Genomic DNA, 25,927 nt, shown 5'->3' with positions numbered 1-25,927 from the left:
GTCCCCCCTGCTCGAGCGGAGCCGAGAGCTTGGGGGAGGGTGGGCATACGGGACGGCGCCCTTCAGCGGCGCCTCCGCGTTCCGAGCCTGGCCCGCACCACGAGTGCGCCGTACCTGTCGGTGCGGGTCAGGGCAACGGGAGCCTCGGGCGCCGGCAGGGGCGCCGTTCCGTTGTGCCCACCCGTTCCGCCCCAGCGGAACGATTGCCCACAACGGGGGGGTGGGTGGGCGCAGCCCACAACGGGGGGGCGGGTGCAGTCCGCAGCGGGGTGAGCGGGGGCGCCGCACCGGCGGAACGACCGCCCGCAACGGCGGGCGCGTCAGGATCCGTTCAAGGACGCCACGTCCTCCGGGGAGAGGGCCAGGGTCGCCGCCCCCGCCGAGTCCCGCGCCGTCTCCGGCCGGCTCGCGCCCGGGATCGGGAGGACCGTCTCCGAGCGGGTCAGGAGCCAGGCGAGGGCAACTCGCTGCGGACTGACCCCGTGCGCCCGGGCCACGCGGTGGAAGGCGCCGAACTGCGGGTCCTCCTCCAGCGCGGACGCCCCGTCCAGGGAGCTGCGCGAGATCCCGCCCAGCGGGCTCCACGGCAGGAAGGCGAGGCCGAGTTCCGCGCAGAGCCGCAGCTCCGCCTCGCCGTCCCGGACCGCCGGCGAGTAGCGGTTCTGCACGGAGACCAGCCGGTCGCCCAGGATCTCGCGGGCCAGCCGGATCCGGGAGACGTCCACGTTCGAGATCCCCGCGAGCCGTACCGTACCCGCGTCCAGCAACTCCCTTACCGCGCCCAGGGATTCGGCGTACGGGACAGCCGGATCCGGCTTGTGCAGCTGGTACAGGCCGATCGCGTCGCCGCCGAGCCGCCGCGCCGAGCCCTCCGCCGCCCGCCGCAGGTGCTCGGGACGGCCGTCCACGGTCCAGCCGCCGTCGGCCGTGCGCCCCCGGCCGCCCTTGGTGGCGACGAGCACGTCGTCCGTGCCGCCGCCGTACGAGGCGAGGGCCCGTCGCACGAGGAGTTCGCCCTCGCCCGGCGCGCCGCCCGGCGGGTGGTAGGAGTCGGCGGTGTCGAGGAGGGTCACCCCCGCGTCCAGGGCGGCGTGCACGGTGGCGACGGCCCGTGCCTCGTCGGGGCGGCCCTCGATGGAGAGCGGCATCGTGCCGAGCCCGACGGCCCCGACGCGTACGTCTCCCAGCATCCGGTGTCGCGTCATCGGCGCATCGCCCCGATCGTCTCCGAGACGGCCTTCGCCAGCCACTCCCCGGAGTCGGTGAAGGAGTAACCGAGGGAAGTCGCGCGGGAGTTGTCCATGCCGTACGAGCGGGCGAAGGAGAACGGCGAGACCTCGCCGACCTCCACCTCCCGGAAGAGGGTCCGGCCGCCCACCAGCTTCTCGATCTCCGCGCAGAGGTCGGCCGTGGTGAGCGGGGAGCGGGAGTGCGCGTTCACCGGTCCGGTGAAGTCCGCCCGCACCGCCCAGGCGAGGAACGCGGCGATCTCCTCCACGTACACATAGGTAGCCGGGTGGTTCACCACCGGCACGGCGATGGGCTCGCCCGCCCGGATGCGCCGCGCGTAGTGGTCGAGCCGGCCGGTGAAGTCGTCCGCGCCGCCCAGGACGTGTGCCACCCGCACCGAGGCCCAGGCGAACGGGGGATCGGCCGCGAAGACCGCCTCGGCCTGCCGCTTCCCCTCCCCGTAGTGCGCGGCGAGGAACTCCGGGTCCTCCCAGGGCAGGTCCGTGTCGACGGTCACCGTGGTCAGGTCGAGGGCGGACTCGGCGACCGGCTCGGCCGAGTCCTCGTACTCGTAGACCTCGACCGTCGACGTCATCACGTAGCGCCGGGTGCGCGTGGCGAACACCCGCCGGGCGATCTCGGCCTGGCGCGGCGTGTAGCAGACCTGGTCCACGACGACGTCGAAGGAACGGCCCGCGAGAACGGCTCCGAGCGCGTTCTCGTCGTCGCGGTCGGCGACCAGCTGCTCGATTCCCTCCGGGGCCGGGGCGGAACCCCGGTTGAGCACCGTGATCCGGTGCCCGGATTCCCGCAGCAGCGCGATGAGCCGCTTTCCGAAATAACGGTTCCCACCGATGACCAGAACGTCCATGAATCCCCACTCCCTTGCCTCTGGGGACAAGTGTTACGTTGTGCGCTCGCCGATCGAAGGGGGAGACATGGGAGTGCGGGCCGTTCCGCCGAAGGAACCACGGCATTCGCGTGCCGCCACCGACGAAACGTCGGCGGCCGCTTTCGATCCCATCGACCGGCAGATCCTGGACCTCCTGCAGACCGACGGCCGGATCAAGCTCAGCGAGCTCGGCCGCCGCGTCCGGCTCAGCCCCGCGGCCGTCACCGAACGGGTCCGCCGCCTGGAGGCGAGCGGGGCGGTCACCGGCTACGGCGCGCACGTCTCGCCGGCCCTGCTCGGCTACGGCATCCAGGCCTTCATCCGCGTGAACCCGCACGGCGGCTACACCCTGAAGCACCCCCGCACCCTGGAGCTGACCGCGCGCCCCGAGGTCCTGGAGGTCCACCACGTGGTCGGCGAGGACTGCTGGATCCTGAAGGTCGCCGTCACCGACACCGTCCACCTGGAAGAGGTCCTGGAGCAGACCTCGGCCCTCGGCCGGACCACGACCTCGATCGTGCTGTCCTCCCCGGTGGTCCGCAAGCCCCTCCTGCCGGCAGCGGAACGCTGACCCCTTGCCCTGACGTCGGCGTCAAGGCCTACCGTCGGGGACATGCGCATCGGAGAGCTGGCCGAGCGGGCCGGGACGACCACGCGGACCCTGCGGTACTACGAGTCCCGCGGTCTGCTGACCGCACGGCGTACGGAGCAGGGGTACCGCACGTACGACGAGGACGACCTGCGGCTGCTCCAGCAGATCAGGACCCTCCAGGACTTCGGGTTCGAGCTGGAGGAGACGCGGCCGTTCGTCGACTGCCTGCGCGCGGGGCACCCGGCGGGGGACTCCTGTCCCGCGTCGATCGCCGTCTACCGGCGGAAGGTCGCCGAGCTGGACGGGCTCATCGAACAGCTCCGGGCGGTACGCGCCCAGGTGGGCGCCCAGCTGCTGCGGGCCGAGGCGGAACTGCCGCACGGCCCGGAGCCCCGGTGCGAACTCGACACGGTGACGGAGACGGTGGCGGAGACAGTGACGGAGACGGAGGGATGACGGAGATGGGGACGTACGCGGAGAGCGTGGCGGAGGTCACGGACGAGGACTTCGGCACGGAGGTGCTGGGCGCCGAACTGCCGGTGCTCGTGAAGTTCACGGCGGAGTGGTGCCCGCCCTGCCGGCAGATGAAGCCGGTGCTCGGCGCGATCGCCGCCGAGGAGGCGGAGCGGCTGCGGATCGTCGAGGTCGACGTGGACCGCAGCCCGGAGACCGCGCTGAAGTACGGGATCCTCGGGACCCCGACCTTCATGGTGTTCCGCGCGGGCGAGCCGGTGAGGTCGATCGTCGGAGCCCGCCCGAAGCGGCTCCTCCTGGCGGAACTGGAGGACGCACTGGCCTGAGGCGGCTCGACACCGAGGCATACGGAAATACCCCGACTAGAATTGACAGTCGGGGTATTGCTTCGCGTATATTAATGGATTCCGTGTCCGACGTATTGTTCAGGCATGGCGGAAGCACGGAGAAGTTCAATAAACGCACTGTATCGCGCCGGGAGTCGAATTGTCAACCGAGGAATTTCGGAATGAGCAGAGATTCATCACGGATCTCTACGCGCGACTCGACGACCTGAGGGACCAGGCCGAGGCCGCCGTCGAGCAGGCGCTGCGCACCCCCGGGGTCGGCAGCAGTCAGGGCCGCCTCGAACGGGACGTGATGGTCGCCGAGCAGTCCGGGCTGCTCGCCGCGCTCAACGCGGGGGAGAGCGGTCTCTGTTTCGGCCGGCTCGTCTTCAAGGACGGCCGCGACCACCACATCGGCCGGCTCGGCATCCGCGAGGACGACCCGAACCGCACCCCGCTCGTCGTCGACTGGCGCGCCGAGATCGCCCGCCCCTTCTACCTCGCCACCGGGTACGAGCCGATGGGGCTCTCCCGCCGCCGGCACATCACCACCCGGGGCCGCGAGGTCGTCTCCCTCCACGACGAGGTCCTCGACCTCGCCGACGCCACCCGCACCGGCCACGAGAGCCGGAACGCCGACGAGGTGCTGCTCGCCGCGCTCGACGCCGCCCGCACCGGCCGCATGCACGACATCGTGCAGACCATCCAGGCCGAGCAGGACGCCATCATCCGCTCCCCGCACCGGGGGGTCCTCGTCGTCGAGGGCGGCCCCGGCACCGGCAAGACCGCCGTCGCCCTGCACCGCGCCGCGTACCTCCTCTACGCGCACCGCGAGCAGCTCGCCAAGCGGGCCGTCCTCATCGTCGGCCCCAACCCCGCCTTCCTCGGCTACATCGGCAACGTCCTGCCCTCCCTCGGCGAGACCGGCGTCCTCCTCGCCACCCCCGCCGAGCTGTTCCCCGGCGTCCGCGCCACCGGCACCGACACCCCGCGCGCCGCCGCCGTCAAGGGCGCCGCCGCCATGGCCGACGCCCTCGCCGCGGCCGTACGGGACCGCCAGCAGGTCCCCGAGCGCGGCGAACCGCTGATCGTCCCGCACGAGGACGGCGACCTGGTCATCGACTGGGACATGGCCCTCGAAGCCCGCCACAAGGCCCGCGAGACCCTCCTCCCGCACAACCTCGCCCGCCCCTACTTCGTCTTCCGCGTCCTCGACGCCCTCGCCGAGCAGCTCGCCGACCGCATCGGCGCCGACCCCTACGGCGGCCCCAACTTCCTCGGCCCCGACGACATCGCCCTGCTCGCCAAGGGCGTCGCCGCCAACCCCGAGGTCCACGCGGCGATCGACACCCTCTGGCCCGCCCTCACCCCGCAGGACTTCCTCGCCGACTACCTGGAGGACCCCACGCACCTCCCCGAGGAGGACGCCGAGGCCGTCCGGCGCACCGGCGGCCCCTGGACCCCCGCCGACGTGCCCCTGCTCGACGAGGCCGCCGAACTCCTCGGTGAGGACGACTCCGCCCGCCGCGCCGCCGAGGAGGCCGAACGGCAGAAGCAGATCCAGTACGCGCAGGGCGTCCTCGACGTCTCCTTCGCCTCCCGCACCTACGAGTTCGAGGACAAGGAGGAACTCGACAAGGACGCCTCCGAGGTCCTCTCCGCCCACGACATCATCGACGCCGAACGCTTCGCCGAGCGCCACGAGGAGGCCGACCACCGCACCGCCGCCGAGCGGGCCGCCGCCGACCGCACCTGGGCCTTCGGCCACATCATCGTCGACGAGGCCCAGGAGCTCTCCGCCATGGCCTGGCGGCTCCTCATGCGCCGCAGCCCCAGCCGCTCCATGACCCTCGTCGGCGACCCCGCCCAGACCGGCGACCCGGCCGGCGTCGGCGCCTGGCAGTCCATCCTCGGCCCGTACGTCGAGGACCGCTGGGACCACGTCCGCCTCGGCGTCAACTACCGCACCCCCGCCGAGATCATGGCCGTCGCCGCCGAGGTGCGACGGGCCGCCGACCCCGGCTTCGAACCGCCCCGCTCGGTCCGCTCCACCGGCGTCGAACCCTGGGACCGGACCGTGGACGACCCGGTGAAGGAGGTCGCCGACGCGGTCGCCGCCGAACTCCGCGAGGAGGGCCGCACCGCCGTGATCGCCCCGCCGGAGCTCCACGCCGGTCTGATCGAGGCGCTCCCCGACGCCTCGTACGGCCCGAAGCCCGACCTCACCCGCCCGGTCGTCCTCCTCGACCCCCGTCAGGCGAAGGGCCTCGAATTCGACGCGGTCCTCGTCGTCGATCCCGACGGCATCCGGGAGGGCGCCACGCACGGCGTCAACGACCTGTACGTGGCGCTCACCCGGGCCACTCAGCGGATGGGCGTGATCAGGCCGGCCGTCACGCGGGCCTGAGCCAGACCGTCGCCAGCGGCGGCAGCGTCGTCCGCACGCTCGACGGACGGCCGTGGAACGGCACCGACTCGGTCTTCACCGGGTCGGTGCCCACCACGTCCGAGCCGCCGTACCGCGCCGCGTCCGTGTTCAGGACCTCCGTCCAGGCCGCGAACGTGTCCGGGACCCCCAGCCGGTAGTCGTGCCGCACCACCGGCGAGAAGTTGCACACCGCGAGCAGCGGCGAACCGAGGCCGTCGTACCGCAGGAACGCGAAGACGTTGTCGTCGGCCGCGTCCCCCACCACCCACTGGAAACCCTCCGGAGCGGTGTCCCGCTCCCACAGCGAGGGCGTCGCCGTGTACACCGTGTTCAGGTCACGGACGAGGTCCCGCACGCCCCGGTGGTCCGCCTCCGCCCCGTACGCCGGGTCGAGCAGCCACCAGTCCGGCCCGTGGTCCACCGACCACTCGCCGCCCTGCGCGAACTCCTGCCCCATGTACAGCAGCTGCTTGCCGGGGTGCGCCCACATGAAGCCCAGATAGGCGCGGTGGTTGGCGCGCTGCTGCCACCAGTCGCCGGGCATCTTCGACACCAGGGACCGCTTGCCGTGCACCACCTCGTCGTGCGAGATCGGCAGGATGTAGTTCTCGCTGTACGCGTACACCATCGAGAACGTCATCTCGTGGTGGTGGTACTTGCGGTGCACCGGCTCCTTCTGCATGTACTCCAGCGAGTCGTGCATCCAGCCCATGTTCCACTTCATGCCGAAGCCCAGACCGCCGAAGCCGCCCGGCCCCACCTGGTCCGTCGCCCGCGTCACCCCGTCCCAGGCGGTCGACTCCTCGGCGAAGGTGACGACGCCGGGGCAGCGGCGGTAGACGGTGGCGTTCATCTCCTGGAGGAAGCGGACCGCGTCCAGGTTCTCCCGGCCCCCGAACTCGTTCGGCAGCCACTCGCCGTGCTCCCGCGAGTAGTCGAGGTAGAGCATCGACGCCACCGCGTCCACCCGGAGGCCGTCGATGTGGAACTCCTGGCACCAGTACACGGCGTTCGCCACCAGGAAGTTCCGCACCTCCTTGCGGCCGTAGTCGAACTCGAGGGTGCCCCAGTCGGGATGGTGCGAACGGCGCGGGTCCTCGTGCTCGTACAGCGGACGCCCGTCGAACTCGGCAAGGGCCCAGTCGTCCTTCGGGAAGTGCGCGGGCACCCAGTCCATCAGCACGCCGATCCCGGCCCGGTGCAGCGCGTCGACGAGGAACTTGAAGTCGTCGGGGGTGCCCAGGCGGGCCGTCGGCGCGTAGAAGCCGGTGACCTGGTAGCCCCAGGAGCCGCCGAAGGGGTGCTCGGTGACCGGCATCAGCTCCACGTGCGTGAAACCGAGGTCACGGACGTACGCGGGCAGCTGCTCGGCCAGCTCGCGGTAGGTCAGGCCCGGCCGCCACGACGCCAGGTGCACCTCGTAGACGGAGATCGGCGCCTCGTGCGGCGGACGCGCCCCGCGCCGCTCCATCCACTCCGCGTCGTCCCACGCGTGGTGCGACGCGGTCACGATCGACGCGGTGTTCGGCGGGCACTCCGTACGACGGGCCATCGGGTCCGCGCGCAGGGTGTGCGAGCCGTCGGGCCGGGCGATGTCGTACTTGTAGACGGTGCCCTCGCCGATCCCCGGCACGAACAGCTCCCACACGCCCGTCGAACCGAGCGAGCGCATCGGCAGCGCGGTGCCGTCCCAATGAGTGAAGTCACCCGTGATCCGCACCCCGCGCGCGTTCGGCGCCCACACCGCGAAGCGGGTGCCGGTGACGCCCTCGTGCGTCATGGGGTGGGAGCCCAGCGCCGTCCACAGCTCCTCGTGCCGGCCCTCGCCGATCAGGTGCAGGTCCAGCTCGCCGAGGGAGGGGAGGAAGCGGTACGGGTCGTGGAGGGCGAGCTCGTCCCCGTCGTAGCGGACGCGGAACTCGTACGCGGGCACCTTGCGCAGCAGGGGGACGAACACCGAGAAGAGCCCGTCGCCGTCGTCGTCCATCGTGAGGCGTTTGCCCTTGGTGAGGACGGCCACCTCCTTCGCCCACGGGCGCAGCGCCCGGATGACGACCCCGCCCTTGACCGGGTGCGCGCCGAGCACGCCGTGCGGATCGTGATGCTCCCCGGCGAGCAGCCGGGCCCGGTCGCCGGGGTCGAGCGCCGGCGCCTTCCGTACGGAGCTGGACGTCTTGCCTGCGGAGCGGGCGGTCACGGGGGTGCCTCCTGGGGGCAGGGGAAGGGGGTACGGGTACGGAACGGTGGGGTGGTGACGGGGGACACTCGGCCGAACGGGGGCGGGTCCTGCTTTCGCAGGCGGGGCGGGGTGGGACGGCACGGGGCACTGCTCCGAACGGGTCGGCACGGCACCCCGCCGGGGCGGCGCCCCCGCCCACCCCCGTTGTGGGCAACTGTTCCGCTGGGGCGGAACGGGTGGGCACAACGGACGGCGCCCTTGCCGGCGCCCGAGGCTCCCGTTGCCCTGACCCGCACCACGTGGTGCGCCGCGCGAAGTGGTGCGGGCCCAGGCGCGGAACGCGGACGCGCCGCCCCTCCGGGCGCGGTCCCGCCCGGAGGGTCACGAGGTGGCGAGGCGTTCGATGGCGGACATGGGGACCGGGAGCCAGTCCGGCCGGTGACGGGCCTCGTACACGACCTCGTACACCGCCTTGTCCGTCTCGTAGGCCCGCAGGAGGGCCGGGTCCGCCCGGGGGTCCACGCCCGCCGCCTCCGCGTAGCCCGTGCAGTACGCCGCCCGGCACCGCGCCGCCCAGTCCGGCTTCCAGGGCCGGTGCGTGCGGGCCGCGTAGTCGAAGGAACGGAGCATTCCGGCGACGTCGCGGACGGTGGGCTGGGGGCTGCGCCGTTCGTCCAGCGGCTTCGCCGGTTCGCCCTCGAAGTCGATGACGGCCCAGGCCCCGTCGGAGCCGCGCAGGGTCTGCCCGAGGTGCAGGTCCCCGTGGATGCGCTGCACCACGCTCCCACCGCTCGCCGCCGCGAACACGGCCCGCAGGCCCGGCACGTGCGGCAGGAGGGCCGGGACCGCCTGGGCCGCCGCGTGCAGCCGCCGGTCCATCGCCGCCGCCAACTGCTCGGTCTCCGAGCGGGCGAGGCGCCGGGTGGGGAGCGCCTCGGCGAGGGCCAGGTGGACCTCGGCCGTCGCGCGCCCCAACGCCCGCGCCTCGGTCGTGAAGTCCCGCCCGTCGGCGAGCGCGTCGAGGGCGAGCCGCCAGCCGTCCCGGGAGTCCCGGAGGTAGGGCTGGAGGACGCCGAGGGTGGAGGCCCCGGACTCGAACCAGGCCACCGGGGCCGGGACCCGGGTGCAGCCGGCCCCCGCGAGGGCGAGCGGCAGCTCCAGGTCCGGGTTGGCTCCGGGGCTGACGCGCCGGAAGATCTTCAGGATGAACGAATCTCCGTAGACCAGGGAGGAGTTGGACTGCTCGGCGTCCAGCATCCGGGGGGCCGGGGCGGGCGGCAGGGCGGTCGTGGCGTGGAAGCGGAGGGGGCCTGTTCGGCCCGGGCTGCGGAGGCGCTCATACAAGAGCCCCGCGAGCCGCGGGTCGCGCAGCCCTTCGTACACGGCCCGTCCGGCGAGCGGTCCCTGCCGGATCCGCCCGATCAGGGCGGGGGCGAGGCGGGGCGGCAGCTGGGACCGTACGCCCAGGAGCACTTGGTAGCAGTCGGCGGGCGTCCCGGCCGGGCGTCCCGGCTGTTCGACCCGTACGAGGAGGTGGAGGAGTCCGGGCCCGGTGCCGTCCAGGGGCAGCAGCTCGGTGGCCGCGTCCAGCGTGAATCCGGTGACCCGGCGGCCCTTGCCCGCGAACCAGCGCTGCCGTGGCAGCCATTCGTGGAGCAGGGGGGCGAGGGACGGAAGGAGGGCGTCCGGGGCCCGGGTGGTGGATGCGGTCTCCGGCATGGCATCGCGTCCTTTCCCCGGGGCGCGCAAGTGGCTTTCGTATGCGTTCAAATGCGCAGAGTGTCCCGGATGGCGGCTGTGACTGTCCGGATGTGCGGGACGTGTCGGAAAGGGAAGATCCGTACGGGTCCGGTGAGTAAACCCGTATGGACCTGAATCGTGTGTCGTTCACAGTGCCCAGGGTGGGACGGGGGCAACCGTCCCACCCGGTTCGAACGGGAACTGGCTCCCGCTCAGCCCCTCTTGAGACGGAACCAGTAGAAGCCGTGCCCCGCAAGGGTCAGGAGGTACGGCAGCTGTCCGATGGCCGGGAACCTCACCCCGCCGATCAGCTCCACGGGGTGCGTGCCGGCGAACCGTCGCAGGTCCAGTTCCGTGGGCTGCGCGAAGCGCGAGAAGTTGTTCACGCACAGCACCAGGTCGGCATCCATTCCCTCTTCGGGGGCGGTCTCCCGCAGGAAGGCCAGTACGGCCGGGTTGGACGCCGGGAGTTCCGTGTACGTCCCCGTCCCGAAGGCGCGGTTCTGCTTGCGGATCTCGATCATCCGCTTCGTCCAGTGGAGGAGCGAGGACGGCGAGGCCATGCCCGCCTCGACGTTGGTCACCTGGTAGCCGTGGACCGGGTCCATGATGGCCGGAAGGTAGAGCCGCCCCGGGTCGCAGGAGGAGAATCCCGCGTTCCGGTCGGGGGTCCACTGCATCGGGGTCCGCACCCCGTCCCGGTCGCCGAGCCAGATGTTGTCGCCCATGCCGATCTCGTCGCCGTAGTAGAGCACCGGCGAGCCGGGCAGCGAGAAGAGCAGCGCGGTGAACAGCTCCATCTGGTTGCGGTCGTTGTCGAGGAGCGGGGCGAGCCGCCGCCGGATGCCGATGTTGGCCCGCATGCGCGGATCCTTGGCGTACTCGGCGTACATGTAGTCGCGCTCTTCGTCCGTGACCATTTCGAGGGTGAGCTCGTCGTGGTTGCGCAGGAAGATGCCCCACTGGCAGCCGGAGGGGATCTCCGGGGTCTTCGCCAGGATCTCGGAGACCGGGTAGCGGGACTCGCGCCGCACGGCCATGAAGATCCTCGGCATGACCGGGAAGTGGAAGGCCATGTGGCACTCGTCGCCACCGGAGCGGAAGTCGCCGAAGTAGTCGACGACGTCCTCCGGCCACTGGTTGGCCTCGGCGAGCAGCACCGTGTCCGGGTAGTGGTCGTCGATCTCCTTGCGGACCCGCTTGAGGAAGGCGTGGGTGGCCGGGAGGTTCTCGCAGTTGGTGCCCTCCTGCTGGTACAGGTACGGCACCGCGTCGAGCCGGAAGCCGTCGATCCCCAGGTCCAGCCAGAACTTCAGCGCGGAGAGGATCTCCTCCTGCACCGCCGGGTTCTCGTAGTTGAGGTCCGGCTGGTGCGAGAAGAACCGGTGCCAGTAGTACTGCTTGCGGACCGGGTCGAAGGTCCAGTTGGAGGACTCGGTGTCGACGAAGATGATCCGGGCGTCGGCGTACTGCTTGTCGTCGTCCGCCCAGACGTAGTAGTCGCCGTACGGGCCGTCCGGGTCGCGCCGCGACTCCTGGAACCACGGGTGCTGGTCGCTGGTGTGGTTCATGACGAAGTCGATGACCACGCGCATGCCGCGCTGGTGGGCCGCGTCGACGAACTCCACGAAGTCGGCGAGGTCGCCGAACTCGGGGAGCACCGACGTGTAGTCGGCGACGTCGTAGCCGCCGTCCCGCAGGGGGGACTTGAAGAACGGCGGCAGCCAGAGGCAGTCCACGCCCAGCCACTGGAGGTAGTCCAGCTTGGACGTGATGCCCTTCAGGTCGCCGACGCCGTCCCCGTTGCTGTCCTGGAAGGAGCGGACGAGGACCTCGTAGAACACCGCCCGCTTGAACCAGTCGGGATCGCGGTCCTTGGCGGGGGTGTCCTCGAAGGTGTCGGGGACGGGCTCGTTGACAGTCGTCATGAGGTGGGTGACCCTCCGGTCTGCGGGGACGGTCGCAGGACGAGGACGTGCGCGGGCGTGACACCCGGTTCCAGGCGCACGTAACTGGCCCTGCCCCAGTGATAGGTCTCGCCGGTGAGCTCGTCGCGCACCGGCACGGTCTCGTGCCAGTCGAGGCCGAGTTCCGGCATGTTCAACGAGACCGTCGCCTCCTGGGTGTGGTGCGGGTCGAGGTTGACGACCACCAGAACGGTGTTCGAACCCGAGCGCTTCGAGTACGCGATCACCTGCGGGTTGTCGGTGTCGTGGAAGGTCAGGTTCCGCAGCCGGCGGAGAGCCGGGTGACGGCGCCTGATCCGGTTCAGGGCGGTGATGAGCGGGGTGATCGTCGCCCCGGCCCGCTCCGCCGACTCCCAGTCCCTCGGCTTCAGTTGGTACTTCTCCGAGTCGAGGTACTCCTCGCTGCCGGCCCGCACCGGGGTGTTCTCGCACAGCTCGTACCCGGCGTACATGCCCCAGGAGGGGGAGAGCGTCGCCGCGAGCACCGCCCGCACCTCGAACGCGGGCCGGCCGCCCTCCTGGAGGTAGGCGTGCAGGATGTCGGGGGTGTTCACGAAGAGGTTCGGCCGCATCTGCGCGGCCGTCTCCCCGGACAGCTCGGTGAGGTACTCCGTCAGCTCCTCCTTGGTGTTGCGCCAGGTGAAGTACGTGTACGACTGCTGGAAGCCGATCGCGCCGAGCGTCCGCATCATCGCCGGGCGGGTGAACGCCTCCGCCAGGAAGATCACGTCCGGGTCCGCCCGGTTGACCTCGCCGATCACCCGCTCCCAGAACACCACCGGCTTGGTGTGCGGGTTGTCGACGCGGAAGATCCGGACGCCGTGGTCCATCCAGAACCGCAGGATCCGCACGGTCTCCGCGACGATGCCGTCCATGGTGTCGGGAGCCCCGTCGAACGCGATCGGATAGATGTCCTGGTACTTCTTCGGCGGGTTCTCCGCGTACGCGACCGAACCGTCCGGCCGGTGGTGGAACCACTCCGGGTGCTTCTCCACCCACGGGTGGTCCGGGGAGCACTGGAGCGCGAAGTCCAGGGCGATCTCCAGACGAAGCTCCCGGGCCCGCGCCACGAAGGCGTCGAAGTCCTCGAACGTGCCCAGGTCCGGGTGGAGCGCGTCGTGCCCGCCCTCCGGCGAACCGATCGCCCACGGCACGCCGACGTCGTTCGGCCCGGCCGACAGGGAGTTGTTCGGACCCTTGCGGTGGGTCTCGCCGATCGGGTGCACCGGCGGCAGGTAGACCACGTCGAAGCCCATCGCCGCGACCGCCGGGAGCCGCTCGGCCGCCGTGCGGAAGTTCCCCGGGACCGTGCGCCCCTTGACCTTCCGCACGCCCTCCGAGCGCGGGAAGAACTCGTACCAGGAGCCGAACAGGGCCCGCTCCCGCTCCACCTGGAGCGGCAACGCGGGCGAGGCGGAGAGCAGTTCGCGCAGCGGGTGCCGGTCCAGGGCGTCGACCACCTGCGGGGCGAGCGCCGCCGCGAGCCGCACGGCCGCCGGGCGGGACGCGTCGCGCAGCACGTCCGCCGCCGCGAGCACGGCCTCCCGGCCACCGCCCTTCTTCGGGACGCCCTTCGCGGCCCGCTCGTGCAGCTCGGCCCCCTCGGCGAGGACCAGTTCGGAGTCGATCCCGGCCGGGATCTTGATCCTCGCCGTGTGGCGCCAGGTGGCCACCGGGTCGCTCCACGCCTCCACGGTGTACGTCCACGGGCCCTCGGCGTCCGGGGTGACCTCGGCACCCCACCGGTCGGTGCCCGGGGCCAGTTCGCGCATCGGGGTCCAGGGGCCGGGGCGGCCCGAGGGGCCGCGCAGCACGACGTTGGCGGCGACCGCGTCGTGGCCCTCGCGGAAGACGGTCGCCGTCACCTCGAAGGTCTCTCCGGCCACCGCCTTCGCGGGGCGCCGACCGCAGTCGACCAGTGGACGGACGTCCAGTACGGGAATGCGTCCCATGAGCGGATTCACAAGGCTTCCCGTTTGGGGGCCGGGCCCTTCGTGGGCGGAAGGGAAGGCGTCCTTGGAGCGGAGCCGCGCGGTGGCGGTGTTGTCTCCGGCATGCTCTGAGGGCAATTTGCTCTCCGATGATCGATCGTACTAGCGTGATTTGCGTGAATTTTGTGGCACAGGTGAAGCTGTTGCCCGCGTCCGCGTATGACGCGGACGCGCTGGCGGCGACCCTGCGTGCCTGCAACCGGGCCGCGAACCACGCCTCGTCGGTGGCGTTCGCCAAGGACCTCAAGCGGCGGAACGTGCTGCAGAAGGAGGTGTACTTCGCCCTCAAAGCGGACTACGACCTCGGGGCCCAGCCCGCCGTTCGGGTCGTGAAGAAGGTCTGCGACGCCTACGCCACCCTGAAGGGCAACATCAGGGCCGGGAACCTCGGTCGGGAGGGTTCGAAGCGCCGCCTGCGAGCGGAGTCGAAGCCGATCGCCTTTCGTGAGGACGCCGCGCAGCCGTTCGACGACCGCATCCTGACGTGGAACCTCGACGCCCGCACGGTGTCGATCTGGACCGTGGCCGGGCGGATCAAGCACATCCCCTTCGTCTGCTCCGCCGAGGCGATGAAGCTGCTGGCCTCCCGCAGGGGAGAGTCGGACCTGGTGTGGCGGGACGGCATGTTCTTCCTGATCGCCACCATCGACCTGCCCGAGCCCGAGGTGTTCGAGCCGGACGGTTTCCTCGGCGTGGACCTGGGCGTCGTCAACATCGCCACCACCTCCGACGGCGAGATCCTGGCCGGCCGCCGGCTCAATCGCTACCGGCAGCGGCACCGTGACCTCCGGCAGAAGCTGCAGAAGAAGCGGACCAAGTCCGCGAAGCGGGCCCTGAAGCGCCTCCGACGCCGGGAGGCGCGGCACGCCGCGAACACCAATCACGTCATCGCCAAACAACTCGTCGCCACCGCTGAACGCACCTCGCGCGGGATCGCCCTGGAAGACCTCTCGGGCATCCGGCAGAGGGTCACGGCCAAGAAGGACCAGCGGGCACGACTGCACTCCTGGGCGTTTGCCCAGCTCGGCGGCTTCGTCGCGTACAAGGCGCGCCGGGCGGGGGTGCCCGTGGTCTTCGTGGACCCGCGCAACACCTCCCGCCGGTGCTCGGAGTGCAAGCACACCCATCGCGCGAACAGGGTGACCCAGGCACGGTTCGTGTGCCGGTCCTGCGGGGCCGTCCTGCACGCGGACCACAACGGCTCCCGCAACATCGCCCACCGGGGCGATGCCGTGTGGAAGCGGGGCGCGGTCGACCGCCCCAGAATCGGCACACGCTGATTCCGGACGCAGGGGTCCACGCGGCAGCCAGTCGCGCTCCACTTGCAATCACGGCCTTTCGCGGATCGGGTGACGAACTCGGTCCTTCGGGGCCGAGAAGTCGACAGCATCACCTGACGGTTGTCGGGGGTGCGGGTGGTGGTGCGCTCTTTCTAGCTCCGTCGGCGGCCGGCGGGTTGCGGGCATGACGGCTCCTGTCCGCGTTCACTCGGATGGCGGGTCCACAGGGATGAACTGGGATGAACGAGGGGCACGGGGGGCGGGGTCGGGGGTCGTACCGGAGGAGCCTTCCCACGGTTGTCGGGTGGGCAATCCGGCGCCTTGTTAACTACTAGGGCGTAGGGGTGAGGGCAAGGACGGGACCCGGACAAGAAAAGGGCCCCGCCCGAGGGGGCGGGGCCGCTTCCCGTGCGGGGCTCAGCGGAGGAGGCCGGCGTCCGGCTCCTCCGCGTCCGTCGCCCACACCTGCCAGGGCTGGCGGGCCACCCACTCCTCCACCGGGGCCGGTGTCACGCCGAGGACCTCCGACGACACCCCGTCGTCGTCCGCCATCAGCAGCGGATCCGCGCCGCTCGCCATGTAGTGGTAGATCCCCGCGACCCCCGCCGCCGTCTCCGGGCCGAGCAGCTGCGCGAGGCCCCGCTCGAACACGGCCGGATCCAGCTCCTCGTACCGCACCGCCCGGCCGAGCCCCCGCCCGAAGGCCGCCGCCAGCTCCCGGCCCGTCAGGGCGCGGTCCCCGCCGATGTCGAAGGTCCGGCCCTCCAGGTCCTCCCGGGCGAGCGCCGCGAGCACCGTCTCCGCGAGGCCCCGGTGCGACAGCCACGCCGTCCGCGCGGACTCCGGCAGCGGATAGGCGAGGACGCCGTCGTCGACCAGGGCCGGCCCGTTCCACGGGGAGAACAGGTTGTCCAGGTACACCGGCGGCCGGAGCACCACCAGCGGCACGCCGCTGTCCCGCAGCACCCGCTCCGCGAGCCGCCGCGTCTCGAAGGCGGCGACGTCCGTCGGGCCCAGCGGGAGCCGGGTGTTGGCGTTGAACACGAGCCGTTCCGTGCCCGCCGCCAGGGCGGCCTCCGCGACGTTCCGCGCGTACGCCTCCACCCGCCCCTCGTCGTACACCAGCGGCATCGTGACGAACGCGTGCGTGGCCCCCGCGAAGAGCCGCCGCACGTCGCCCGGGACCCCCAGGTCGCCGGCGAGGAAGGAGGCGCCGGGGAGCGGCGGCCGGTCCGCCTCCGGGCGCCGGGTCAGGGCCCGCACCCGGTGGTGGCGCTCGGTGAGGAGGCGGGCCACCGCGCCGCCCTGGAAGCCGGTCGCGCCCACGACCGCCACCCGCATCGGAATCTCACTGGACATGTGTGTCTGAGGCCCTTCGATAGGCTGTCACCGCTGCCGTGTCTGCGTCCCTCCAGGCTCGCCGCGGCGGCTTCGGCCGTTCAATTAACAAACCGGGGCGGAAGTTGAAGGATCGTCCATGGAAACCGTGGGAACCGACCGGCACGACCCCCTCGATCCTCCCGGCGGGGGCGAGCACGAGGACCTGCTGAGCGAGCTCCTCAAACCCCTCCGGCTCACCGGCGTCTTCGACAGTCGCTGGCACGTCCGCGCCCCCTGGGCCATCGAGGGGGACGCCGAACGCAGCTGCGCCGTCCTCCACTACGTCGTCGAGGGCGACTGCTGGATCACCGCCGACGACGAGACCCCCGTCGAACTCCACGCCGGCGACCTCGTCGTCTTCCCCACCGGCGCCGCGCACCGCCTCTCCGACCGGCCCGAACGCCAGGGCGTCCCGCTCAAGGCCGTCCTGCCCGAACGACAACCCGGCACCTCCGGCGAGATCGTCATCGACGGCAGCGGACCCGAGAGCCGCCTCCTGTGCGCCGGACTCCACTACGACGCCAGCGCCGCCACCGGCCTCTACACCTCCCTGCCCTGGGCCCTCGTCCTCGACGCCCCCCAGGTCGACCGCGAACCGCTGCTCCGCGACACCCTCCGGCTGCTCGCCGCCCCCGACCGGCCCGTCGGCCCCGGCGACCGGCTCATCACCCTGCGCGCCTTCGAGATGGCGCTCGTCCTCGCGCTCCGCCCGCTGCTCCGCGAGCTCGCCGGCAACCCGGCCTCGCTGCCGCTGCTCCGCCACCCCGGGATCAGCAGGGCCGTCGTCATGATGGCGACCCGGTTCGCCGAGCCGTGGACCATCGACTCCCTCGCCCGCGAGGTCGGCATGTCCCGCTCCGCGTTCACCGCCGCCTTCCGCGAGCTCGTCGGGGAGTCCCCCGCCCGGTACCTCTCCGCCCGCCGCATGCAGGAGGCCGGCCGGCTCCTCACCGAGACCTCCCTCCCGCAGTCCGCCGTGCCCGAGCGGGTCGGCTACCGGAGCGCCGTCGGCTTCCACCTCGCCTTCCGCAAGTGGTTCGGGATGACCCCCGGCGAGTACCGCTCGGGAGAGGCCCGGGCCGCCTGATCCGCCCCCGGCCGGGTCCCGGCCGGCGCCTCCGGGCTTCCCGACCTGACATCTTCGGGAGTCCCTGGCCGGTTCTTAAGGACCCCTGGACGGACGTTCATTGTCCGGCCGGGGCCGCCCCGGTCAGGCTCGGGACCGGCACAGCCGCGACCCCCGAGGAGAGGCGAGACACCGGTGACGAGGTCCGGGCAGGAGTATCTGGAGGGACTGCGCGACGGGCGCGAGATCTGGCTCGACGGGGAGCGCGTCGAGGACGTCACCGCCCACCCCGCCTTCCGCGCCACCGCGGCCTCCTTCGCCGGGCTCTTCGACCTCGCCGCCGACCCCGTGCACCGACCCGTCCTCGTCAAGGGCGGGGTGCGCCGGGCCGGGGCCGTCCCCCGCTCGTACGAGGACCTCGTCGCCCGCCGTCGCGCCTTCCGCACGACCGCCGAGGCGAGCTACGGCTTCCTCGGCCGCACCCCCGACTACATGGCCGCCGGTGCGGCCGGGTTCGCCGCCGCGCCCGCCGTCTTCACCGGCGGGGCCTTCGACGGCGCCGACCACGCCCTCGCCTTCCACCGCCGGCTCGCCGAGGGCGACCTGCACACCGCGTTCACCCTCACCAACCCGGCCCCGGGCCGCGGCGAGGACGACCTCACCCTGCGGGTCGTCGAGGAACGCGACGGCGGGATCGTCGTCCGCGGCGCCAAGACCATCGGCACCGGCGCGGTCTTCGCCGACGAACTCCTCGTCGGCACCATCGAACCGCTCGCCGACGACGACGCCGAGCACGCCGTCACCTTCTCCGTACGGCTCGACACCCCCGGCCTGAAGCTGATCTCCCGCACCTCCTACGAGGAGCGCGCCCGGTCCGTCTTCGACCACCCGCTCTCCTCCCGGTACGACGAGAACGACGCGCTGCTCGTCTGCGAGGACGTCTTCGTGCCCTGGGAACGGGTCCTCACCTACCGGGATCCGGCTACCACCGGCGCGATCTGGTGGCGGACCCCCGCCTACCTGAACCTCGTCCACCAGTCCGCCACCCGCTTCTGGACCAAGCTGGAGTTCCTCACCGGCCTCGCGATCCTGATCACCCGCTCGAACGGCACCGAGAAGCTGCCCGCCGTCACCCAGGCCCTCGGCCGGCTCCTCGGCATGGTCGCCCAGGCCAAGGCCTTCGTGCTCGCCGCCGAGGCCTCGTACGAGGAGGTCGACGGCGGGCGCGGCGGCGTCCGCCCCGGGCAGGAGATCTCCTTCGCCCAGCGGATCATGGCCGGCGAGCTCTACCCGCGCGCCGTCCAGGACGTCAGGCTCCTCGCCGGCGGCGCCCTCGTCCAGCTCCCCGCGAGCGGCCGCGACCTCCTCCACCCCGAACTCGGGCCGCTGGTCCGCCGCTACTTCGCCACGCCCGACCACCCCGCCGAGGACCGCGTCAAGCTCCTCAAACTCGCCTGGGACGCGCTCGGTTCGGAGTTCGCCGGCCGTCACGAGCAGTACGAGCGCTTCTACCACGGCGCCCCGCACGTCTACCTCACCATGCAGACCTGGGCCGGCTCGGCGGGGGAGTGCGAGGACCTCGCCCGCGCCTGCCTCGACGGCTACGGCCTGGGGACGACCCGGTGACGACCCCGCCGACGGCCCCACGGCGCGGGGCGCTCGCCCTCCTCGCCTCCACCCAACTGCTGCTGATCACGGACACCGCGATCGTCAACGTCGCGCTGCCCTCCGTCGGCGAGGACCTCGGATCCGGCTCCACCGGCCTCTCCTGGGTCGCCAACGCCTACCTCATCGCCTTCGGCGGACTGCTCCTCCTCGGCGGACGCGTTGCCGACCTCCTCGGCCACCGGCGGGTCTTCCTCGGCGGCCTCGGCCTGCTCGCCGTCGCCTCCGCCGCCGGTGGTCTCGCCCCCGGCGCCGACGCCCTCGTCGCGGCCCGCGCCGCCCAGGGCGTCGGCGCCGCCCTCGCCGCGGCCGCCGCCTTCGCCCTGCTGCTCCTGCTCTTCCCCGACGGCCCCGCCCGGCACCGGGCCCTCGGCGCCTTCGCCGCCATGGGCGGCCTCGGCGGCGTCCTCGGCACGGTCCTCGGCGGCGTCCTCACCGACGCCCTCGGCTGGCGCGCCACCTTCTGGTTGAACGTGCTCCTCGCCGCCGTCCTCGCCGCCCTCGCCCTCCGGATCCTCGCCCCCCGGCCCGGAGCCGTGCGCCGCGGCGGTTTCGACCTCGCCGGGGCGCTCACCGCCACCGCCGGCCTCGGCCTCGTCGCCCACGCCCTCGTCGGCGGCGCCGACGCCGGACGGCTCTCCGCCCGCACGCTCGGCACCGGAGGCGCCGGCCTGGCGCTGCTGCTCGTCTTCGCGGCCGTCGAGACCCGGGCCGCCACCCTGCTCGTCCCGCCCCCGGTCCTCGCCCGGCCCGCGCTCCGCCTGGCCAACGTCCTCGCCGCCCTCGCCCAGACCACGCTGTTCCCGATGTTCTTCCTGGTGAGCCTCTACCTCCAGAACGTCCTCGGGTACGCGCCCCTCGGCGGCGGCCTCGGGCTCCTGCCGCTGTCCCTGGTCGTCGTCGCGGTCGCCCCGCAGACCGGCCGGATCATCTCCCGCGTCGGCCTGCACCGGACCATGACCCTCGGCTTCGTCCTGCTGTCGGCCGGGACCCTCTGGCTGGCCCTGGCGCTCACCCCCACCGGCACGTTCGCGAGCACCGTCCTCGCCCCCAGCCTCCTGCTCGGCGCCGCCCTGCCGCTGGTCACGGTCACCACCAACGTGGCCGCCACCGCCGGGGCCGCGCCCGACGAGACCGGACTCGCCTCCGGACTCGTGAACACCAGCCAGCAGTTCGGCTCCGTCCTCGGCCTCGCCGTCCTGGTGGCCGTCGCCACCACCCGTACCGGAGGCACCGGGGCCACGGCCGCGGCCCGGGCCGCCGCCGAGACCGCCGGGTTCCGCGCCGCCCTGCTCACCGGCGCCGCCTTCGCCGCCCTGGCCGCCCTGCTCTCCGTACGCCCGCACCTCCCGGCGCGGACCACGGCACCGAAGGAGCGGGTGCCCGACCCCTACTGACCCCGTCCCCACGACGCGATGCCCACCCCACGACCGCCCGGCCGGTGAACCGTGTCCCCCGGCGCACCGAGCCCCGAAGAATAGAGGCCCCCATGCTCGGCGACCTGCGGCACATGACCGAGGACGTACGCGCCGCCGACCCGCTGGGCGCCGACGCCCTGCTCGCCGCGGTGCCCGCGATGAACGCGCGGGCCGACACGGCCGCCCTGACCGTCGCCCTGCGCGCCCTGGTCCCCGACCTCGACCGGGCCGCGCAGTGGAGCGTCGACGGCGCGCTCGCGGCCATGCGGGACCTCGGCATCCTGCTCGGCTCCCTGAAACGGCACGGCGTGCAGCCGCTGCACGCGGTCCCCGAGGCCCTGCCCGTCCTGGAACTCCTCGGCCGCCGCACCGACATGGTGCCCCGCGACACCGTCCACCACTACACGACCTGGAACCCCAAGGGCCCCCGTCGCCGCACCTATACCGGCCACCCGATCGAGGCCCGCCTCCAGGACGCCGTACGGATGGTCTTCCCCGGACTCGTCGCGGCCCTCGACGACTGCGCCCGGGTCGCCCGCCTCGAACCGTACGACCACGGCTTCGCCGCCGCCCTCGACCGGATCGCCGGGTACGTGCGGACGATGGTCGACTCCATCGACCTCACGGTCGCGCAGGTCCCGCCCGAGCACTTCGCGCTCACCCTCCGCCCCTACTTCGAGGAGGTCGAGGTCGCGGGCCGCGACTACCTGGGCCCGGCCGCCGCACAGGTCCCGCTCTGGCTGGTCGACCTGACGCTGTGGCAGTGCGACCGCTCCGACACCGCCTACGACGCCTTCCTCGCCGACTCCCTGCCGTACGCCCTGCCGGCCTGGCGCGCCTTCCACACCCGGTACCGCGGCGGGATCTCCGCCGTCGGCAAGCTGTCGGCGGCCGTCAGCTGGGAGGGCGCCGACCGGCTGCCGCACGCGCTCACCGCCTCCGCCGAGGCGCTCGGCCGCGTCCTGCGGATCCTGAAGACCTTCCGGGCCCGCCACCTCGGCATCGCCCGCAAGGCGTACGGCGACGACGTGCGCCTGTACGAGGAGGGCAGCGGCGGCGCCCCCGTCGCACTGCTGCGCTCGATCCTGGACCTGACCAGGGAGAACGAGACCATGGTGCGCCGCGCGTCCGAGCGGCGCCGTCCCGCCCGGACGCCCGTCGGCCCCACGGCCGCGTCATCGCGCTAAGGAGCAGCAGTCATGTCCCCCCACACCCCGACCCACCCCCACCACGGCCCCCACATCGTCATCGCCGGCGGCGGCGTCGCCGGCCTCACCGCCGCCCTCGCCCTGCACGCCGCCGGATTCGAGCGGGTGACCGTCGTCGAGGCCGCCGCGGCCATCCGCCCCGTCGGCGCCGGGCTCAACCTGATGCCGAACGCCGTCCGCGAACTCGACGCGCTCGGCCTCCTCGACGCCCTGGAGGCGGGCGCCCTGCGCACCCGCGAACTGCGCTACTACCACCGCTCGGGCGGCCTGATATCCCGGGAACCGCGCGGCCTCGGCGCCGGCTACCGCTGGCCCCAGCTGTCCGTCCACCGCGGCCACCTCCAACAGGTCCTGGCCGGTGCCGTCCGCGCCCGGCTCGGCACCACGGCCCTGGTCACCGGCGTCAAGGTGACCGGCGTCGAACCGCTCCCGGACGGCCGGCCCCGGCTGCGCCTGGAGCACCGCGAAGGACCCGTCCGGGGCCGGGCCTCCCTCGAACCGGACGTCCTCGTCGGCGCCGACGGCATCCGTTCCGCCGTCCGCGCCGCGCTCAACCCCGCGGAGGGCGGCCCCCCGTGGAACGGGATGCTCGTCTGGCGGGGCGTGTCCCGGATGCCCGCGCGGGCCGTGGGCTCCTTCATGCTCATCGCGGGCGACGACCGGCAGAAGGCCGTCGTCTACCCCATGGGCCGGCCCACCGGCCCCGGCCGCGAGGTCCTCGTGAACTGGGCGCTCGCCCGCCCCGCCGACACCCCGGCCGCCGCCGGCGAGGAGCGGCTGCGGGGCGACTGGAACCGTGCCGTCCCCGTCGAGACCTTCCTCCCGTACTACGAGGGCTGGGAGTTCGACGGCGTCGACGTCCCCGCCGTCCTGCGCGCCGCCGACACCGCGCACGAGTACCCGATGGTCGACCGCGACCCCCTCGACCGCTGGACCCACGGCCGCACCACCCTCATCGGCGACGCCGCCCACGCCATGTACCCCGTCGGCTCCAACGGGGCGACCCAGTCGATCGTCGACGCCCGCGCCCTCGCCCACGCCCTCGCACGGCACCCCGACGACCCCGCCGAGGGCCTCGCCGCCTACGAGCGCGAGCGCCGCCCCGCCATGACCGCCCTCCAGCACACCAACCGGCAGCTCGGCCCCGAGGTCGTCATCCACCTCGCCCACGCCCGCGCCCCGCACGGCTTCACCGACATCCACCAGGTCATCCCCGCCGAGGAACTCGCCGCCATCGCCGCCCGGTACGCCGCCACCGGCGCCTTCGACCCGGCCACCGTCAACCGGGGCTCCCCGTACGACGTGGCGGTGCCCACCGCCTGACGCCCCGTGGCCCGACGGGCGGGCGTGCCCTACCGTCGGAGCGGCACGCCGGACGCACAGCGTGGTGCGTCCGCTCCGCTCCGTACTCGCCTGCGAAGGTGGACAACGTGAAGGCAATCCGTCGATTCACCGTGCGTCCCGTCCTCCCCGACACCCTTCGACCCCTCGCCGACCTCGCGCACAACCTGCGCTGGTCCTGGCACGAGCCCACCCGGGCGCTCTTCGCCTCCCTCGCCCCCGAGGGCCCGACCGGCGCCGACCCCGTGCGGGTCCTCGCCGCCCTCGAAGCGCCCCGGCTCGCCGCGCTCGCCGCCGACCAGGACTTCCTGGCCCGGCTGCGCGCCGCCGCCGAGGACCTCGACCACTATCTGCACGCCCCCCGCTGGTACCAGGGCCGGCCCGGCGACGCCCCGGCCGCCGTCGCCTACTTCTCGCCCGAGTTCGGCGTCGCCGCCGCCCTGCCCCAGTACTCCGGAGGCCTCGGCATCCTCGCCGGCGACCACCTCAAGTCCGCGAGCGACCTCGGCGTCCCGCTGATCGGCGTCGGCCTGCTCTACCGGCACGGCTACTTCCGGCAGTCCCTCGGCCGGGACGGCTGGCAGCAGGAGCAGTACCCCGTCCTCGACCCCGGCGAGCTGCCCGTCACCCTGCTCCGCGAGGCCGACGGCGCCCCCGCCCGGATCACCCTCGCGCTGCCCGGCGGCCGCAGCCTCCACGCCCATCTGTGGATCGCCCGGGCCGGCCGCGTCCCGCTCCTCATGCTCGACTCCGACGTCGAGGAGAACGGCCCGGGCGAACGGAACGTCACCGACCGGCTGTACGGCGGCGGCAGCGAGCACCGGCTCCTCCAGGAGATGCTCCTCGGCATCGGCGGCGTCCGCGCCGTCCGCACCTACACCCGGCTCACCGGACACCCCGTCCCCGAGGTCTTCCACACCAACGAGGGCCACGCCGGCTTCCTCGGCCTCGAACGCGTCCGGGAACTCCAGGGCGAGGGACTCGACTTCGACAGCGCCCTGGAGACCGTCCGGGCCGGGACCGTCTTCACCACCCACACCCCCGTCCCGGCCGGCATCGACCGCTTCGACCGGGCCCTCGTCGCCCGCCACCTCGGCGACGACGGGGCCCTCCCCGGCGTCGACCTCGGCCGGATCCTGGCCCTCGGCGACGAGACCCCGCTCGGCGGCGAGCCCGGCGTGTTCAACATGGCCGCCATGGGCCTGCGCCTCGCCCAGCGCGCCAACGGCGTCTCCACCCTCCACGGCGCCGTCAGCCGCTCCATGTTCGCCGGACTCTGGCCGGGCTTCGACGCCGACGAGGTGCCGATCACCTCCATCACCAACGGCGTCCACGCCCCCACCTGGGTCGCCCCCGAAGTGGCCCGGCTCGACCCGGACGCGGACGACCGCGAGCTGTGGGAGCTGCGCCGCACCCTCCGCGAACGGCTCGTCGCCGACGTGCGGGAACGGCTGCGGGCCTCCTGGCGGCAGCGCGGCGCGGCCGCCGCCGAACTCGGCTGGACCGAGTCCGTCCTCGACCCCGACGTCCTCACCATCGGCTTCGCCCGCCGCGTCCCCTCGTACAAGCGGCTCACCCTGATGCTGCGGGACAAGGACCGGCTGAGGGCGCTGCTCCTCCACCCCGAGCGGCCCGTGCAGCTCGTCGTCGCCGGCAAGGCCCACCCCGCCGACGACGGCGGGAAGCGGCTCGTGCAGGAACTCGTCCGGTTCGCCGACGACCCCCGGGTCCGGCACCGGATCGTCTTCCTGCCCGACTACGGCATGGAGATGGCCCGCGGCCTCTACCCCGGCTGCGACGTCTGGCTCAACAACCCGCTGCGCCCCCTGGAGGCCTGCGGCACCAGCGGCATGAAGGCCGCCCTCAACGGCTGCCTCAACCTCTCCGTCCTCGACGGCTGGTGGGACGAGTGGTTCCGGCCCGAGTTCGGCTGGGCCATCCCCACCGCCGACGGCGCGGCCGCCGCCGACGAGGACCGCCGCGACGACCTGGAGGCCGCCGCCCTCTACGAACTGATCGAGCGCCGGGTCGCCCCCCGCTTCTACGACCGGGGCCCCGACGGGGTGCCGGTCGCCTGGACGGCCATGGTCCGGCGCACCCTCGCCGACCTCGGTCCGAAGGTCCTCGCCGACCGGATGGTCCGCGAGTACGTCGAGGAGCTGTACGTGCCCGCCGCCGGTGCCCACCGGGCCCTCACCCCGGCCCGGGCGCGGGACCTCGCCGCCTGGAAGGCCCGGGTCCGGGAGGCCTGGCCCAGGGTGGCCGTCGACCACGTCGAGGTCGGCGACGGGCTCGCGGACGACCTCGCCGACGCGGAGCTGGGCGCCACGCCCGTCGTCCGGGTCCGGGTGGCGCTCGGCGCGCTCGGCCCCGACGACGTCGAGGTCCAGGCCGTCACCGGCCGCGTCGACGCCGACGACGCCCTCGCCGCCACCCGGACCGTCACCCTGAAGCCGGCGGGCGGCCCCGACCTGGAGGGACGACTGCCCTACGCGGGCACCCTGGAGCTCGACCGGACGGGCTCCTTCGGCTGCACGGTCCGCGTCCTGCCCGCCCACCCACTGCTCGCCCGGCCGGCGGAACTCGGCCTCGTGGCACTGCCGTCGGAGACGACGGGGGAGGGTGCGGGGGTGCTGCTGCGGTAGGCGGTCCCCAGGGCACCTTCGCCCTGCCGGCGAGCGGCACCCTGATCACGCCGCCGGGGCGTGCAGACGCGCGGGCGCCCGGAGGGAGAGTTCCCTCCGGGCGCC

At 73.1% G+C, this 25,927-nt stretch carries 18 protein-coding genes; 11 read left to right on the top strand and 7 right to left on the bottom strand.

Features of this window, described 5'->3' with window-relative positions; all coding sequences use genetic code 11:
- Positions 1 to 320 precede the first annotated feature (320 nt).
- Positions 321 to 1,205: an aldo/keto reductase gene (locus ACZ66Z_RS05990; protein WP_469932791.1), complete on the bottom strand. Its 885-nt coding sequence runs from the start codon at positions 1,203 to 1,205 to the stop codon at positions 321 to 323.
- Positions 1,202 to 2,101: an NAD-dependent epimerase/dehydratase family protein gene (locus ACZ66Z_RS05985; RefSeq protein ID WP_469932790.1), complete on the bottom strand. Its 900-nt coding sequence runs from the start codon at positions 2,099 to 2,101 to the stop codon at positions 1,202 to 1,204. Before ACZ66Z_RS05985 ends, ACZ66Z_RS05990 begins: the two co-directional genes overlap by 4 nt.
- A gap of 67 nt (positions 2,102 to 2,168) precedes the next feature.
- Between ACZ66Z_RS05985 and ACZ66Z_RS05980 the strand changes: the two genes are divergently transcribed.
- From ACZ66Z_RS05980 to ACZ66Z_RS05965, 4 genes are all read left to right on the top strand, one after another.
- Positions 2,169 to 2,693, top strand: a complete 525-nt coding sequence (locus ACZ66Z_RS05980; protein WP_469932789.1) for an Lrp/AsnC family transcriptional regulator — start codon at positions 2,169 to 2,171, stop codon at positions 2,691 to 2,693.
- A 42-nt stretch (positions 2,694 to 2,735) separates the two neighbouring features.
- Positions 2,736 to 3,170 carry a MerR family transcriptional regulator gene (locus ACZ66Z_RS05975; protein WP_469932788.1) on the top strand — a complete coding sequence of 145 codons (435 nt, stop codon included), beginning with the start codon at positions 2,736 to 2,738 and terminating at the stop codon, positions 3,168 to 3,170.
- Between the two features lie 5 nt (positions 3,171 to 3,175).
- Positions 3,176 to 3,514 (top strand): thioredoxin family protein, encoded by a 339-nt coding sequence (locus ACZ66Z_RS05970; RefSeq protein WP_469933183.1) that lies wholly within the window; start codon positions 3,176 to 3,178, stop codon positions 3,512 to 3,514.
- 160 nt (positions 3,515 to 3,674) lie between these two features.
- Entirely contained in the window at positions 3,675 to 5,921 is a 2,247-nt protein-coding gene (locus ACZ66Z_RS05965; RefSeq protein ID WP_469932787.1) for a HelD family protein, read from the top strand.
- Here the strand turns inward: ACZ66Z_RS05965 and glgB are convergent.
- From glgB to ACZ66Z_RS05945, 4 genes are all read right to left on the bottom strand, one after another.
- Positions 5,908 to 8,139, bottom strand: a complete 2,232-nt coding sequence (gene glgB, locus ACZ66Z_RS05960) for a 1,4-alpha-glucan branching enzyme (protein WP_469932786.1) — start codon at positions 8,137 to 8,139, stop codon at positions 5,908 to 5,910. The genes ACZ66Z_RS05965 and glgB overlap by 14 nt on opposite strands.
- 363 nt (positions 8,140 to 8,502) lie before the next feature.
- Positions 8,503 to 9,840, bottom strand: coding sequence for a maltokinase N-terminal cap-like domain-containing protein (locus tag ACZ66Z_RS05955; protein WP_469932785.1), 1,338 nt, complete (start codon positions 9,838 to 9,840; stop codon positions 8,503 to 8,505).
- A 233-nt stretch (positions 9,841 to 10,073) separates the two neighbouring features.
- The gene (treS, locus tag ACZ66Z_RS05950) at positions 10,074 to 11,789 is read right to left on the bottom strand and encodes a maltose alpha-D-glucosyltransferase (RefSeq protein WP_469932784.1); all 1,716 of its coding nucleotides are present in this window, start codon (positions 11,787 to 11,789) and stop codon (positions 10,074 to 10,076) included.
- Positions 11,786 to 13,780, bottom strand: a complete 1,995-nt coding sequence (locus tag ACZ66Z_RS05945; RefSeq protein WP_469932783.1) for an alpha-1,4-glucan--maltose-1-phosphate maltosyltransferase — start codon at positions 13,778 to 13,780, stop codon at positions 11,786 to 11,788. Before ACZ66Z_RS05945 ends, treS begins: the two co-directional genes overlap by 4 nt.
- 155 nt (positions 13,781 to 13,935) lie before the next feature.
- On the opposite strand from ACZ66Z_RS05945, the gene ACZ66Z_RS05940 reads away from it, so the two are divergent.
- A complete protein-coding gene (locus tag ACZ66Z_RS05940; RefSeq protein ID WP_469932782.1) occupies positions 13,936 to 15,099 on the top strand; it encodes an RNA-guided endonuclease InsQ/TnpB family protein in 1,164 nt (387 codons plus the stop codon).
- A gap of 417 nt (positions 15,100 to 15,516) precedes the next feature.
- On the opposite strand, the gene ACZ66Z_RS05935 is transcribed toward ACZ66Z_RS05940, so the two are convergent.
- Complete coding sequence (locus ACZ66Z_RS05935; protein ID WP_469932781.1) at positions 15,517 to 16,458, bottom strand: SDR family oxidoreductase; 942 nt, start codon at positions 16,456 to 16,458, stop codon at positions 15,517 to 15,519.
- Positions 16,459 to 16,576: 118 nt separating this feature from the next.
- Here ACZ66Z_RS05935 and ACZ66Z_RS05930 point away from each other — a divergent pair, with 118 nt between their 5' ends.
- The 6 genes from ACZ66Z_RS05930 (at position 16,577) to glgP (ending at position 25,822) form a co-directional block, all read left to right on the top strand.
- Positions 16,577 to 17,566, top strand: coding sequence for an AraC family transcriptional regulator (locus ACZ66Z_RS05930; RefSeq protein WP_469932780.1), 990 nt, complete (start codon positions 16,577 to 16,579; stop codon positions 17,564 to 17,566).
- Between the two features lie 174 nt (positions 17,567 to 17,740).
- The gene (locus tag ACZ66Z_RS05925; RefSeq protein ID WP_469932779.1) at positions 17,741 to 19,171 is read left to right on the top strand and encodes a 4-hydroxyphenylacetate 3-hydroxylase family protein; all 1,431 of its coding nucleotides are present in this window, start codon (positions 17,741 to 17,743) and stop codon (positions 19,169 to 19,171) included.
- Entirely contained in the window at positions 19,168 to 20,607 is a 1,440-nt protein-coding gene (locus ACZ66Z_RS05920) for an MFS transporter (protein ID WP_469932778.1), read from the top strand. The genes ACZ66Z_RS05925 and ACZ66Z_RS05920 overlap by 4 nt, the downstream gene beginning before the upstream one ends.
- Positions 20,608 to 20,651: 44 nt before the next feature.
- Entirely contained in the window at positions 20,652 to 21,815 is a 1,164-nt protein-coding gene (locus ACZ66Z_RS05915) for a monodechloroaminopyrrolnitrin synthase PrnB family protein (protein ID WP_469932777.1), read from the top strand.
- 12 nt (positions 21,816 to 21,827) lie between these two features.
- A complete protein-coding gene (locus ACZ66Z_RS05910) occupies positions 21,828 to 23,159 on the top strand; it encodes an FAD-dependent monooxygenase (RefSeq protein ID WP_469932776.1) in 1,332 nt (443 codons plus the stop codon).
- 107 nt (positions 23,160 to 23,266) lie between these two features.
- Complete coding sequence (gene glgP / locus ACZ66Z_RS05905) at positions 23,267 to 25,822, top strand: alpha-glucan family phosphorylase (RefSeq protein WP_469932775.1); 2,556 nt, start codon at positions 23,267 to 23,269, stop codon at positions 25,820 to 25,822.
- Positions 25,823 to 25,927: the final 105 nt, after the last annotated feature.

It is taken from the genome of Streptomyces sp. NPDC107498, from assembly GCF_055582805.1.
Note: the sequence above shows the minus strand (reverse complement) of the source record. Positions and strands in the feature narration are given on the sequence as shown.